A 14,520-nucleotide genomic window follows, 5' to 3' on the forward strand; every position below is an offset into this window, starting at 1 on the left:
GATGACCACCCCGACAGCCGGACCCCTCACCGGCGAACTGACCGCCGACTTCTACCACTTCGAGTCGCTGCTCCCGGACGAGGAGCGCAAGATCCTCCTCAAGGCCCGTGACCTCATGCGCGACCAGGTCAAGCCGCTGGTGAACGACCACTGGGCGAAGGGCGAGTTCCCCACGGAACTCATCGACCTGTTCCGCGACAGCGGCCTGGCCGGCCTGCCCTACGAGGGCTACGGCGAGCACAAGCCCGCCGCGAGCAACCTCCTGTCCGGCACGCTCGCCATGGAGATGGCCCGTACCGACGCCTCGGTGTCGACGTTCTTCGGCGTCCACAACGGACTGGCGATGTACTCGATCCACTCCGGCGGCGACCAGGAACAGCGCGACCGCTGGCTGCCGGCCATGGCCGCGATGGACAAGATCGGCGCCTTCGCGATGACCGAGCCCCTCGGTGGTTCCGATGTCGCGGGCGGGATGCGGACCACCGCCCGGCGCGAGGGCGACGACTGGATCCTGAACGGCGCCAAGAAGTGGATCGGCAACGCCACCTTCGCCGACTACGTCGTCGTGTGGGCGCGGGACGTCGACGACAACCACGTCAAGGGCTTCGTCGTCGAGAAGGGCACTCCCGGGTTCACCCCGGAGAAGATCCAGCACAAGGTCGCCTTCCGCATCGTCGAGAACGCCGAGATCACGCTGACCGACGTCCGCGTCCCGGAGGCGAACCGCCTGCAGGGCATCAACTCCTTCCGCGACGTCGCCGAGATCCTGCGCGCCACCCGCGCCGGGGTGGCCTGGCAGGCGCTCGGTGTCATGGCCGGCGCCTACGAACTGGCCCTCGACTACGCCCGGGAACGTGAGCAGTTCGGCCGTCCCATCGGCGGCTTCCAGCTCGTGCAGGACCTCCTGGTCAAGAGCCTCGGCAACGTCACCGCCTCCTGGGGCATGCTGGTGCAGCTCGCCCGCCTCCAGGACGCCGGGATCTTCCGTGACGAACACTCCTCGCTGGCCAAGGCGTTCGTCACCGCGCGGATGCGGGAGGTCGTCGGCTGGAGCCGGGAGATCTTCGGCGGCAACGGCATCCTCCTGGACCACGACATCTTCCGGTTCTTCGCCGACGCCGAGGCGATCTACTCCTTCGAGGGCACCCGCGAGATGAACACCCTGATCGTGGGCAAGTCGATCACCGGCCAGAGCGCCTTCGTGTGAGACACGGTGCCGCTCGGCCGCACCAAGGACCGGCCGTACCGGCACCCGGCGGTCCCGCGGCGGACCGCGCCGCTCGACGCCCCGGGGCCATGAGCCCCGGGGCGTTCCGCGTCGTGTCCCGCCTGTCCGCGTCGGCCCGGCTACACGCGAGACACGGAGGCCTCGGTCAAGGGCGCCGCGGGCCCCGGCTACTGCACATGCCCCCTCCGGTGTCCCCCGAAGTACCCAAAAGGACCGCCCTCCCGATAGCACCCCTGGTGGCGGCGGCTAGGCCTGTTGTTCGCATGGCTCACCGCTTCCGAAAGGCATGCCCATGGCAGGCAGACATCGCATCGGCGGACGCAGCGCCGCCCTCGTCGCTCTCGGCACGCTCGTACTGACCGCCGTCCACTCCGCCGCGTCGGCCGAGCCGCCGCCCGTCCGGGGCCCCCTCCCGAGCGCCGCCCAGACCCTCGGGGCCGACAGACCCGCGCCCCAGGTGCTGCGGGCGCTCCAGCGCGACCTCCACCTCACCCCCGAGGAGGCGACCGAGCGGCTGGCCAACGAGGCGGAGGCCGGCACCCGCGCGGGCATCCTGCACAACGCCCTGGGTACGCACTTCGCCGGCGCCTGGGTCACGGGGGCCACCTCCGCCGAACTGACCGTCGCCACCACCGACAAGGCCGACGTCCCCCTGATCGAGGCCCAGGGCGCCACCGCCGCGGTCGTCCGCTTCGGCCTCGGCGACCTGCGCGACGTGAAGAAACAGCTCAGCGAGGCCGCCGCGGACACCGACACCACCGCCACCCCCGTCTGGTACGTCGACATCCCCAGCAACCGGGTCACCGTCGAGGCCACCAGCCAGGCCGCGGCCACCGCCTTCCTCGCCGCGGCCGACGTCGACGCCGACATGACGAGCGTCCGTCTCACCACGCAGCGCCCGCGCGTCCTGAAGGACCTCGTCGGCGGCGACGCCTACTACATCGACGACAAGGCACGCTGCTCCATCGGCTTCTCCGCCACCAAGGCCGAACAGCAGGGCTTCGTGTCGGCCGGCCACTGCGGCACCGCGGGCTCCACGACCGCCGGAGCGGACAAGAGCGCCCAGGGCACCTTCCAGGGCTCCGCGTTCCCGGGCAAGGACATGTCGTGGGTGGCCGTCAACGCCGACTGGACCGCCACCCCGGACGTCAAGGCCGAGAACGGCGAGAAGGTCCAGGTCGCCGGTTCCGTGCAGGCGGTCGTGGGGGCCGCGGTGTGCCGCTCGGGCTCCACCACCGGCTGGCACTGCGGCACCGTCCAGCAGCAGGACACCAGCGTCAGCTACGCCGAGGGCACCGTGGACGGGGTGACCCGCACGAACGTGTGCGCGGAGCCCGGCGACTCCGGCGGGTCCTATGTCGCCGGCGCCCAGGCGCAAGGGGTCCTGTCGGGTGGCTCCGGCGACTGCACCGGCGGCGGCACCACCTTCTTCCAGCCGGTCAACCCCATCCTCGGCGACTACGGACTGACGCTGAAGACCACCACGCAGAGCGGCGCGGCCCCCGAGCAGAACGGCGGCGCGGCCGACGCCTGAAGCACCGGCCGGGTCTACGAGGTCGGCGCCACGGTGACGCAGGGCCAGTACAGCTACCGGTGCCTCCAGACGCACCAGGCGCAGGGCGTCTGGGCCCCGGACGTCACGCCCGCCCTGTGGCAGCGTCTGTGACGACCGGTCCGCACCCGGGCGCGGCACCTGCGCGCGCCCGGGCCGGGTCGCGTCCGGCAGGCCCTGTGGCCGCCTGAGAGCGGCTCGCGCTACTGCCCCGCCAGCAGCCCGTACGCGGTCGGGATGAACGGATCCCGTGCGCCGAAGCGGCGGGTGCACACCGCCGCCAGGGCCGTCCCGGTGTCCGGCCTGAACCCCAGGAACGCCTGCTGGCCGAGGGTGGCGCCGCTGTGGAAGTACATCGGCCCGCCCTCGGTGGGGTGCCGGAACCAGCCCGCGGTGTGGACGTGCCGGTGGGTCAGGCCCCGGCGCAGCACGGGCCTTTGTACGGCGGTGAGCGCCTCCCGCAAGGGCGTTGCCGCGGGCTGGAGATGGGCTTCGAGGAAGGTCAGCAGGTCGTTGGGGGTGCAGCGCAGCGCTCCGGCCGCCTGGAAGCCGCCCGCGTCGAACCCGGGGGTCGGGGTGACACCGTCCTTGCGGTGGCCGACCGCGTCGCGGACGTGATCCCCGCGCGTGGCCGTGTCGGCGAGGCCCAGGGGGTGCAGGACCTCGGCGGCCAGCAGCTCCTCCCAGGTGGTGCCCGTGGCCGCCGACAGGGCCAGGCCCAGGACGGCGACGCCGAAGTTGGAGTAGCGCCAGCGCGTGCCGGGCCGGTGCCGGGGGTGGTGGCGCAGGAAGGCCTCCCGTACGCGCGGGGCGGGATAGCGGGCGTAGGGGTTCGTGCGCCAGGCGGGCAGGGCGTTGACGTAGAAGTCCCTGGGAAGCGGGGGCAGTCCCGCCGTGTGGGTGATCAGGTGCGCCAGGGTGGCGGGGGACGCCGGGGCGGAGTCGGCGGGTGCCAGGAGCGTGGCGGCGGGTTCGCTGCCGGTGACGGCTCCGGTGTCGATCAGCCGGGTGAGCAGCAGGGCGGTGAAGGTCTTGGTGGCCGAGCCGATCTCGTAGCGCCGTTCCGCGCGGCTGGCCGCCGGCGCGGGGGCGGTGCCGCCGGAGCGCACCAGGCGGCGGCCGTGGCGGGAGAGGGCGAACACGGCGTCGGGGGCGCCGACGGCGTCCACGGCGGCGGCCAGGCGCGCGTCCAGCTCCGCCTCGGGCTCACGACGGGGCTCGGGCGTCCGGCCCACGCTCACCAGCCCGACGGAGAGGTCGTCGAGGGCGAGCCAGGGCAGGTCGTTGCCGGTCATGAGGCGGCCTGCGCGAGTTGGCTCAGGGAGCGGGAGGTGGCCAGGGTGGAGGCGAAGGCGGCGACCAGGGTGGGGTGGTAGATGAGGTCGAAGAGTTCGTCGCGGTCGTCGGTGACCGGCATCGCGCGCACCGCGGGCATGGCGCCGTCCGGCTGCTGCGCCGCGGCGAAGGCCGCCCAGGCGTCCTCGTGGAGGGTCGGCCGGGGCAGACAGGCGTCCACGACGAGGAGTTCGCCGAGGAGGTCCCAGCGCTGGAGGTCCAGCCAGTCGTCGATCCAGGCGGGCAGCCAGGCGGCGAGGTAGTCGGCGAGGTCGGGGGGCAGGCCGTCGGGGTTCTCGCCCCAGTCGGTGAGATGGAAGACGGCGTGTGTCACGTCGTAGGCGATGTGTCCCTCGACCGTCCAGGGTTCGGGGGTGCGGGCCAGCCAGGTCGTGGTGAGGGCCTCGTGCTCGGACGGGTGCGGGGTGAGGCCGAAGCGGCGCTGGAACGTCGACAGGCCCAGTCGTCGGGTGGGGGTCGTCTCGAAGGACGTCCAGCTCTCCAGGCGGTGGTTGAGCCGGGCTGCGTGCTCGATGTCGGGCTGGCTGTAGCCCAGTTCACGGAACGGCAGGTAGACCTCGAAGGGGATCGGGGAGATCGGCTCGATGCGCTGCCCGCGGACCAGCATCCGTCCGCCGTCCAGGGTGTCGCGCCAGACGTGGTCCAGCAGTCGGCGGGCCAGTTCGGCCTGGACCGAGCCGGCGGCCCCCTCTCGGAAGAGCACCTTGCAGACCAGGGCGAGTTCGCCGATGGGCTTGAACCGCTCCAGGAAACCGGTCTCCGGGTCCACGTCGGTTTCGAGCCGGAATCCGTCGCGGTGGGCCCACAGCCATTCGACGGCCCGAGCGCCCACGGTGTGCAACAGGCGGGTGTCGGTCATCCGGACACTCCTTGTGCGTCGTGCACCACTCGCACGGCCCGTGCCCGCTGCGGGTGCCGCAGCGTGCGGGAGGCGTCGGTCCGGACCGCCGGGGCGACCGTGAGGCCGGCCGCGAAGGCGGCCATCAGGGTGGAGTGGTAGGTGTGGATGAAGTCGGCTTCGCCGCTGGTGGGAAGCCCGTCCTGCTCGGGCAGGGCCCCGGACGGGTCCTGCGCGTCGGCGAGTCGCGTCCAGCTCTCGCGCAGCAGCGCCTCGTCGGGGCGCGGGAGGCTCGCCGCCACGGCCAGCAGTTCGCACCCGAGGTCCCACATCCCGGCCTCCAGGCAGGTGGTGAGCCACGCGGGCAGCCAGTCGTGAAGGTAGGCGGTCATGGCGGGGGGTGTGCCGGGACCGCCGCGTCCCCAGTCGGTCAGGTGGAAGACGACGTGGGTGAGCGCGTAGCCGGACGAGCGTTCGAAACTCCAGGGCTCCGGCAGTCCGCCGAGCCAGGTGGCGGCGAGGATCGGCTCCAGCGGCGCACCGCGGTCCGCGCCCGTGTGCCGTTCGGCCTGGAGGACGCCGAGGCGCCGGGTGGGGTCCTGTTCCGCGCACCGCCAGCCGCGGATGCGCGCCATGGTGGCGGCGACCCGCTCGTAGTCGGGGTGCCGCAGCCCGGCGGCCGCGAAGGCGGAGTAGACCTCCAGGGGGTAGGTGGCGAAGGGCTCCGCGCGCTGGAGGCGGACGAACAGGGCGCCGTCATGCGTCTGCTGCCAGGCGAAGGCGAGGAGTTCGCGTGCCCGGCCCTGCGCGGGGTCGCCGGGCGGGGTGCGGAGGGTGAGCGTGGCGCCGACCTGGGCCAGTTCGCCGAGTGGCTTCCAGCTGCGGTCCGCGCGGCCGTCCGGGGACAGCGCGTCGGCGTCCAGGGCGAACCGCTCCCGGTTGCGCCCCAGCCAGTGCAGCGCCGCGTCGCGCACCCGTGCGGCCGGTGCCGCCGTCACGCGTACGCTCCGGCTCTCATCAGCCGTGCCGCCTGCACCTGGAGCAGCACCCGGGGATCGCCGTCGCTCATGAGTTCGACGAAGTCGAGGCCCTTGTCCAGGCCCAGGGTGTGCGGCACGTCGTCGAGGGTGGCCAGCCATCGTCCGGCGCCGGCCGCCTGCTGCCAGTCCCGGCGCCGTACGGCCCGGACGAAGCCCCGGGAGACGTCGAGGGGGCGGGCGCGGGCGACGCGGGCGACCGCGCAGCCCTCGCCCGGCAGCGCTAGGGGTGCCAGCACGGCGAGTTGGTGGGTCAGTTGGGGCCAGGGGACGCCGTCGATCCAGGCGGTGTCGGGTTCCGGCTCCTCGGGGCCCGTCGCCCATGAGCCGGTGGTCGTGGGTGCGTCGCCGGCCAGACGCAGCGAGCGCCGCATGGCCCAGTGGCTCCACTGGACGGTGGGCGCGGCCTGCGGCCGGGGCGGGAAGAGGGCGAGGGTCCGCCGGATGACGGCGAGGTGCTCCTGCGGGGGCGTGGTGCGGCGCAGGATGCCTGGCAGCAGGAGGTCGGCGCCCAGCACACGGGCGGCCGCGAAGGTGAGGTCGTCGCCGAGCGAGGCGCCCGCGGCCGCAGCGGCCGAAGGCGCGTGGCCTCCGCCCCGAAGGGCGGAGACCACGCTCGAAGCGAGGTCCTGCACCGCGCCCTGCAGGAGGGCGGAGGTACCTGACTGCTTCATGGGGTTGCTCCCGTCGATCCGTTCAGCCCTTCTTCGGCCGCGGGGTCGGCGGCGACAGCAGAAGGTTGGTCGTCCCGGAGGACAGCGCCAGTGCGCCGCACTGCCTGCTGTCGCGGTAGACGCCGTCCGGCTCGGCGGGGTCGAGCACCGCCTCGATGTCGATGTCCGCCAGGCGGGTTTCCTGAGCGATCTTCTCGGCAGCCATACCACCATCTCCTCGATGTCTAGAAGTGGATTCGGCTTCATCGTTCGGGGTGTCCGCTTCATGGGGATTGATGCAGGATTTTTCGGAATTTGTTGATGTTGTCTTCAACATCAAAGTGATCGATCTACTGCCGGACGCGGAAGTTGAGTCACGAACCGTCACGCCCCGCCCCCCAGAACCACCGCACCCGCACCGATCGAACACACGCACGCGGACCCCCGACTGACCTGGCGTCACGCCCCAGCAGCACGGAACCGCGCACCGCCTCATGGGACAGATCGTTTGGCGGCGTCCTCGCTGGGGACTCCGTGTCCACGGAGATCACCCCTCTCGGTGCCACCGCAACCGCAGGTGCCCGAGGAGAACGGAGACAGGTCACCCCCCATGAGCGAAGCCAATCCCCTCAAGCGCGCCGCACACAAGATCGCCGACAGCCTGCCCTCGGACACGGGACCCGAGGACGGCGTCCCCGGCAAGCCCGGCCCCCAGTCCCCCACGGTCGCCGAGCCGACCGAGCCCAGAGAGCCGCTGCCGCCGAAGCACGACCAGAGCGGCCCGGACACCTACTCGCCCACCGGCCAGCCCACGGGCACCGACCAGGCTCAGGTGGCCCAGGGCGGCGCCTACCTCACCAACGCGCAGGGCACCCGGCTGTACGACACCGACCACTCGCTCAAGGCCGGCGCGCGCGGTCCCGTCCTGCTCCAGGACCACCACCTGCGCGAGAAGATCATGCATTTCGACCACGAGCGCATTCCCGAGCGCGTGGTCCACGCCCGCGGTGCCGCCGCGCACGGCGTCTTCAAGGCCTACGGCACCGCCGAGGGCGTCACCAAGGCCGCGTTCCTCGCCAAGGACGTGGAGACGCCGGTCTTCGTGCGCTTCTCCACCGTCCTCGGCTCGCGCGGCTCGTCCGACACCGTGCGCGACACCCGCGGGTTCGCGACGAAGTTCTACACCACCGAGGGCGTCTTCGACCTGGTGGGCAACAACATGCCGGTCTTCTTCATCCAGGACGCGATCAAGTTCCCGGACATCATCCACGCCGGCAAGCCGCACCCGGACCGCGAGATCCCGCAGGCCCAGAGCGCCCATGACACCTTCTGGGACTTCGTCACCCTGCACACCGAGGCCACCCACCACACGCTGTGGAACATGTCCGACCGGGGCATCCCGCGCTCCTACCGCACCATGGAGGGCTTCGGCGTCCACACCTTCCGGCTGGTCAACGCCGCGGGCGAGACGACCCTGGTGAAGTTCCACTGGAAGCCCAAGCTGGGCGTCCACTCCCTGGTCTGGGAGGAGGCGCAGATCATCAACGGCGTCGACCCCGACTTCCACCGCCGGGACCTCGCCGACGCCATCGAGGCGGGCGCCTACCCCCAGTGGGAGTTCGGCATCCAGACCTTCCCGGACACCCCGGACCAGACGTTCGAAGGCATCGACCTGCTGGACCCGACGAACATCGTCCCCGAGGAACTCGCGCCGGTGCAGCCCATCGGACTGCTCACGCTCAACCGCAACCCCTCCAACTACTTCGCCGAGACCGAGCAGGTCGCCTTCCACGTCGGGCACCTCGTCCCGGGCATCGACATCACCGACGACCCGCTGCTCGCCGGGCGCCTGTTCTCCTACCTCGACACCCAGATCACCCGCCTGGGCGGCCCCAACTTCCCGCAACTGCCCATCAACCGCCCGCACTCCCCCGTCAACGACATGCTGCGCGACGGCATGCACCAGACCGCCGTGCACCGCGGGAGCGCGCCCTACCGGCCCAACACCCTCGACGGCGGCTGCCCGTTCACGGCGGGCGCGGACATGAGCGCCTACGTCGAGACACCGGTGCGGGTGCCGGAGGCGACCAAGGTACGCAAGGCACCGGAGTCCTTCGCCGACCACTTCAGCCAACCCCGCCGGTTCTGGCTGAGCATGAGCCCGATCGAGCGCGAGCACATCATCGGCGCCTACACCTTCGAACTGGGCAAGTGCTACGAACAGGCCATCAGGGAAAGGGCGTTGCAGGTCCTGGCCAACATCGACCCCTATCTGTGCGCGCAGGTCGCCGAGGGCCTCGGACTGCCCGCCCCGGAACCCACGGTCCCACTGGCGGACGTCACGCCCAGCCCCGCCCTCTCGCAGGTCGGTGAGACCTGGCCGACGGACGGACGCCTCATCGGCATCGTCACCGGACCCGACGCCGATCTGGACGCCGTCCAGGGCGCCCGCGAGACCATCCTCGCCGCCGGCATGGTGCCCCTCGTCGTCGCCCCGACCGGCGGCGTCCTCGGCTCCGGCGACAGCGCCGTCACCGTGCAGCGCACCTACGCCACCGCACGCTCCGTCGAGTTCGACGCCCTGCTGCTCGTGGCCGTGCCGGGCGTCGGCGGCGACGCGTTCGGCGGCCGGGACGCCAAGTCACCTCTGACGGACGCCCAGCAGGCCGCCTACGACCCGCGCGTCGCGCTACTGCTGTCGGAGGCCTTCCGGCACGGCAAGGCGATCGGCGGGCTCAACGGCACCCAGGCCGTGCTCGAGTGGGCGGGGCTGCCCACCGCGGGGCCGGGTGTGGTCGTCGGTGACAGCGTGACCGCCACGCTGGAGAAGCTCGGCGAACTGCTGGGCGCGCATCGCGTCTGGGAACGGTTCACCGCGGCGTGACCGGCCGACCGGGGGCGGGGCGCGGCTCGCAGCGGTTCCCCTCCCCCGCTGCCCCACCCCGGGTCGGTGAGCGGTCCGCCCGGGCCGGGAGCGGTTCACGCCGGTGACCGGCCAGGGTCGTCCCCGCGAGGTCCCGGCGGCAGCTGTCCATGACGGCGCCGCCGGGATCTCGTGCGTTCCCAGGGCGCGACGGGCAGGTCGCGGCACGCCCCATCGCAGGGCCGGCCTCACGATCGGGGTGCCCCACCGCACGGACGCGGGGCGCCCTCGCTGTCGGCGGCCGGGGCGACCGGGTCGGGGCGCGCTCGCCGCCACACGGTGGCCTTCGGCTATGCGTACGCCAAGCGGCCGACTGGTCCCGTGCACCTCGGTGCCCAGGGCGGGCCCCTGCGGCAGGCGGGCGGCGGCACGACCTCGTGCTGCCGTCCTGGGGTGTGCGAGGCCATGGGCATCACCTGTGGTCACGTCCCCGGCGCCCGCGAGCGTGGTCGGTCATCCGAACGGACATCCGAACGAGCCGGTCGGCGGACGTCTGCCGCGGCTCGTGGTGGGCAGACGCAGGTCCAGGACAACAGGGAGGACGAAGTGAACGAGTTCCAGAGCGACCAGGTGCCGACCGCCGGCCACACCCCGGACGACGACCTCACGGGCTACCACGTGCACGCGGTGGACGCCGAGGTCGGCAAGATCGGCGCGCACTCCGCGGACCTCGGGCCGCACCACGCGGTGGTGCACACCGGCCTCCCCCTGCTGGGCAAGGACGTGGTGATCCCGTCCGAGGCCGTCTCGGGCATCGACCACGCGGCCCGGACCGTGCACCTGAGCTGGACCAAGGACCAGGTCAAGGCCGCGCCCGTCTTCGACGAGGAGAAGTACCTCGGCGACCCCCGCTACCGCGACCAGCTCGGCGGCACCCAGGGCTCGGGCCACTGACCGGGCGCGCGAAGGGCCCCTGAGAAGGGCCGCGGGGGCCGCCTCGGCGCAGCCCTCCCGGCCCTCCCGGCCGCTCAGCCGCCCCGCTCGGCCGCTCGACGGCCACGGCGGCGAACCTGCCCCCTTGAGACCCGTCCTCGCCCGTAGGAGTCTCGCCCGTAGGAGTCTCTACCGTGCTGCCGCTACAGCGGAACGAGACGCGGCCCGGGCCGGGGTTTCCATCCTGTGGGCGCCATGGCGCCCTCCGCGTGCGTGTCGGATTGCCCGGCTCCGGCAAAGCGAACAACGTCAGGACCAACAACCGGCAAAAGGACACATCCGAGCAGGAAGCAGGTTGCGCGCATGCCCGGCAGTGAGAGCGAGAACCCGGCAATCCCCTCCCCCACCCCCTCGGCGAGCCGTCCTCGGACGAACCGTGACTGGTGGCCGAACCAGCTCGACCTCCAGATCCTCCATCAGCATTCATCGCATTCGAATCCGATGGACGAGGACTTCGACTACGCCAAGGAGTTCGCGACCCTTGACGTGGAAGCGCTCAAGCGCGACGTCTTCGAGGTGATGACCGCGTCGCAGGACTGGTGGCCCGCCGACTACGGTCACTACGGTCCGCTCTTCATCCGTATGAGCTGGCACTCCGCCGGTACCTACCGGACGGCGGACGGCCGGGGCGGCGGCGGCAGCGGCTCGCAGCGATTCGCCCCGCTGAACAGCTGGCCGGACAACGCGAGCTTGGACAAGGCGCGCCGCCTGCTGTGGCCGGTGAAGCAGAAGTACGGGCAGAAGATCTCCTGGGCGGACCTCCTGGTCTTCGCCGGAAACTGCGCCATGGAGTCCATGGGGTTCAAGACGTTCGGGTTCGCCTTCGGGCGGGAGGACCAGTGGGAACCCGAGGAGATCTTCTGGGGACCCGAGGACACCTGGCTCGGCGACGAGCGCTACAGCGGCGACCGGGAACTGACCGGCCCCTTCGGCGCCGTACAGATGGGCCTGATCTACGTCAACCCGGAAGGCCCCAACGGCAACCCGGACCCGCTGGCCGCCGCCCGGGACATCCGTGAGACGTTCGGGCGGATGGCGATGAACGACGAGGAGACGGTGGCGCTCATCGCCGGCGGCCACACGTTCGGCAAGTGTCACGGGGCGGTCGACCCCAGCTACCTCGGCCCCGAGCCCGAGGGCGCCCCCATCGAGCAGCAGGGCCTGGGCTGGCGGAACACCTGCGGCAGCGGAGTCGGCGGGGACACGCTCACCAGCGGGCTCGAAGGGGCGTGGACGTACGAGCCGACGAAGTGGGACAACGGGTTCCTCGACAACCTGTTCGGCTACGAATGGGAACTCACGACGAGCCCGGCCGGCGCCAAGCAGTGGACCCCCACCGACCCCTCCGCCCGGGACAAGGTGCCCGACGCGCACGACCCGTCCAAGCGGCACGCCCCCATCATGCTGACGACGGACCTCGCGCTGAGGATGGACCCCGTCTACGGGCCGATCGCCAAGCGCTTCCACGAGAACCCGGACCAGTTCGCGCTCGCCTTCGCCAAGGCGTGGTTCAAACTCCTGCACCGCGACATGGGTCCGCGCTCGCGTTACCTCGGCCCGTGGATCCCCGAGCCGCAGCTGTGGCAGGACCCGGTCCCCCCGGTCGACCACGACCTGGTCACCGACGCGGACATCGCCGCCCTCAAGGCCACCGTCCTCGCCTCCGGCCTGTCGGTCTCCCAGCTCGTCACCACCGCCTGGGCCTCGGCGGCCAGCTTCCGCGGCACCGACAAGCGTGGCGGCGCCAACGGGGCCCGCATCCGGCTCGCACCGCAGAAGGACTGGGAGGTCAACAACCTTCCCGAGGTGACCGAGACGGTACGCGCCCTCAAGCAGATCCAGCAGGACTTCAACAGCTCACAGACCGGCGGGACCCGGGTCTCCCTCGCCGACCTGATCGTCCTGGGCGGTTGTGCGGCCATCGAGAAGTCCGCGGCCGACGCCGGGCACAAGGTGACCGTCCCCTTCACTCCCGGACGTACGGACGCCACGCAGGAGCAGACCGACGTGGAGTCGTTCGCCGTGCTCGAACCCAAGGCGGACGGGTTCCGCAACTACCTCAAGGCGGGCGAGAAGCTCTCCCCGGAGACTCTCCTGCTCGACCGTGCGAACATGCTGAACCTCACGGCCCCCGAGATGACCGTCCTGATCGGCGGCATGCGAGCCCTCAACACCGGCTACAAGGGCTCCGCACACGGCGCTCTCACCGACCGTCCCGAGGTCCTGACCAACGACTTCTTCGTCAACCTCCTCGACATGAGGACGCAGTGGTCCACGTCGGCCACGGACGAGAACGTCTATGAGGGCCGGGACGGGAACACGGGTGAGGTGAAGTGGACCGCGACCGCCGTCGACCTCGTCTTCGGCTCGCACTCCCAGCTCCGCGCCCTCAGCGAGGTCTACGCCTCCGGTGACGCCGACGCGAAGTTCGTACGGGACTTCGTCGCCGCGTGGGACAAGGTGATGAACCTCGACCGGTACGACGTCCGCCGCTGAGCGCGATGCCCAGCCCACCGGCCAGGAGCCCCCGAGCTCCTGGCCGGTGGGCGTTCCGGGGCACGACGCCAACGGGTCCGCCGACCTTCCCTGGCGACACCGACACCGACACCGACGCCAACGTCATGACAGACGGCTGAAGTTGGCATGGACCAATCCATGATCACGGGCTAGGCTCTGCCCGCACGAGAGCGCTCTCAAGCACGGCTGTTCCACCCCCACCCTGCTGGAACAACGAAGGGTCACTCCCTTGAGACGCACCACACTTCCGCGCACCGCCCTGTCCGCCCTCCTGCTCCTCGGCACCTGGGCGACCGCCAGCACCCTGCCGGCCTCGGCCGCGGACACACCCACCCGCTCACCCCAGGCACCGGCCTCCGCCGACCTGCTGGCCGCGATGCAGCGCGACCTCGGGCTCACCCGGGACGAGGCCGAGACCCGCCTGGCCGCCGAGAAGACCGCCACAGCCGTCGAACCCAAGGCCCGCAGCGCCGCCGGCTCCGCCTACGCCGGCTCCTGGTTCGACGCCGACCGCGGCCGGCTCACCGTCGCCGTCACGAGCCCCGCACGGGCCGACGCCGTACGCGCGGCCGGGGCGAACGTACGCCTCGTACGCCATGACGCGGCACGACTCGACGCCGCGAAGAAGCGCATCGACGCGCTGTCCGCGCCCGCCGGAGTCGGCAGTTGGCACGTGGACGCGAGGACCAACACCGTCGTCGTGAACGTCGTCGCCGCGCACCGGGACGACAACGATGTCCGCTCCTTCCTCACCCGAGCCCGCCAGGCCGGACCCGTCACCGTGCGGGACGTGCCCACGGCGCCACGCACCTTCGCCGCCGGCACCGTGGGCGGCGACCCCTACTACACGGGCAACGTCCGCTGCTCCATTGGCTTCTCCGTGCACGGCGGCTTCGTCACCGCCGGGCACTGCGGTCGGCCGAGCGCCGCCGTGTACGGCTGGGACCGCTCCTACATCGGCAACTTCCAGGGCTCCTCGTTCCCGGGCGACGACTACGCCTGGGTGAACGTCGGCAGCGGCTGGTGGACCGTGCCCGTGGTCCTCGGCTGGGGCACGGTCCCCGACCAACTCGTCCGCGGCTCCGCCGAGGCCCCTGTCGGCGCCTCGATATGCCGCTCGGGCTCCACCACTCACTGGCACTGCGGCACCGTCCTGGCAAAGAACGAGACCGTGAACTACAGCCAGGGCGCCGTCTACCAGATGACCAAGACGAGCGTCTGCGCCGAGCCGGGCGACTCCGGCGGTTCCTTCATCAGCGGCGACCAGGCCCAGGGCGTCACCTCCGGCGGCTGGGGCAACTGCGGCAGCGGTGGCCAGACCTGGCACCAGCCCGTCAACGAGATCCTCAACCGCTACGGGCTGACCCTGCACACCACCTGACCACTCACCGGCATCACCGAGCGGGCTCCGTCGGCGGCCGGCGCCGGAGCCCGCTCGGGCCTCCTCTCCCGCCCGGGCCCGGGCGCCGGTCAGCGGACCACC

The 14,520-nt window shown here is 71.8% G+C and carries 10 protein-coding genes and 1 pseudogene; 6 read left to right on the top strand and 5 right to left on the bottom strand.

All coding sequences use genetic code 11. From position 1 onward, the window contains the following. The first annotated feature begins 1 nt into the window (after position 1). The gene (locus ACH41F_RS05700; protein WP_398833237.1) at positions 2-1,207 is read left to right on the top strand and encodes an acyl-CoA dehydrogenase family protein; all 1,206 of its coding nucleotides are present in this window, start codon (positions 2-4) and stop codon (positions 1,205-1,207) included. A 313-nt stretch (positions 1,208-1,520) separates the two neighbouring features. Then, positions 1,521-2,894 (top strand): annotated as a pseudogene (locus tag ACH41F_RS05705) (alpha-lytic protease prodomain-containing protein). An 89-nt stretch (positions 2,895-2,983) separates the two neighbouring features. On the opposite strand, the gene ACH41F_RS05710 reads toward ACH41F_RS05705, so the two are convergent. From ACH41F_RS05710 to ACH41F_RS05730, 5 genes are read right to left on the bottom strand one after another with little or no spacing between them, the layout of a single operon-like run. Next, entirely contained in the window at positions 2,984-4,075 is a 1,092-nt protein-coding gene (locus ACH41F_RS05710; RefSeq protein ID WP_398833239.1) for a serine hydrolase domain-containing protein, read from the bottom strand. Then, positions 4,072-4,995, bottom strand: coding sequence for a DUF6895 family protein (locus ACH41F_RS05715; RefSeq protein WP_398833241.1), 924 nt, complete (start codon positions 4,993-4,995; stop codon positions 4,072-4,074). Before ACH41F_RS05715 ends, ACH41F_RS05710 begins: the two co-directional genes overlap by 4 nt. Then, positions 4,992-5,972: a DUF6895 family protein gene (locus tag ACH41F_RS05720; protein WP_398833244.1), complete on the bottom strand. Its 981-nt coding sequence runs from the start codon at positions 5,970-5,972 to the stop codon at positions 4,992-4,994. The genes ACH41F_RS05715 and ACH41F_RS05720 overlap by 4 nt, the downstream gene beginning before the upstream one ends. Next, entirely contained in the window at positions 5,969-6,685 is a 717-nt protein-coding gene (locus ACH41F_RS05725) for a hypothetical protein (protein ID WP_398833247.1), read from the bottom strand. The genes ACH41F_RS05720 and ACH41F_RS05725 overlap by 4 nt, the downstream gene beginning before the upstream one ends. 22 nt (positions 6,686-6,707) lie before the next feature. Beyond that, positions 6,708-6,890 (bottom strand): hypothetical protein, encoded by a 183-nt coding sequence (locus ACH41F_RS05730; RefSeq protein WP_391232213.1) that lies wholly within the window; start codon positions 6,888-6,890, stop codon positions 6,708-6,710. A 384-nt stretch (positions 6,891-7,274) separates the two neighbouring features. Here ACH41F_RS05730 and ACH41F_RS05735 point away from each other — a divergent pair, with 384 nt between their 5' ends. From ACH41F_RS05735 to ACH41F_RS05750, 4 genes are all read left to right on the top strand, one after another. Beyond that, a complete protein-coding gene (locus ACH41F_RS05735; protein WP_398833250.1) occupies positions 7,275-9,548 on the top strand; it encodes a catalase in 2,274 nt (757 codons plus the stop codon). A gap of 585 nt (positions 9,549-10,133) precedes the next feature. Next, positions 10,134-10,481: a PRC-barrel domain containing protein gene (locus ACH41F_RS05740; protein WP_391232210.1), complete on the top strand. Its 348-nt coding sequence runs from the start codon at positions 10,134-10,136 to the stop codon at positions 10,479-10,481. Positions 10,482-10,823: 342 nt separating this feature from the next. After that, complete coding sequence (katG, locus tag ACH41F_RS05745) at positions 10,824-13,016, top strand: catalase/peroxidase HPI (RefSeq protein ID WP_398833254.1); 2,193 nt, start codon at positions 10,824-10,826, stop codon at positions 13,014-13,016. A gap of 250 nt (positions 13,017-13,266) precedes the next feature. Further along, positions 13,267-14,418 carry an alpha-lytic protease prodomain-containing protein gene (locus ACH41F_RS05750; RefSeq protein WP_391232208.1) on the top strand — a complete coding sequence of 384 codons (1,152 nt, stop codon included), beginning with the start codon at positions 13,267-13,269 and terminating at the stop codon, positions 14,416-14,418. Positions 14,419-14,520: the final 102 nt, after the last annotated feature.

Origin of the sequence: Streptomyces sp. NPDC020489, assembly GCF_044386545.1 — a bacterium.
GTDB lineage: Bacteria > Actinomycetota > Actinomycetes > Streptomycetales > Streptomycetaceae > Streptomyces.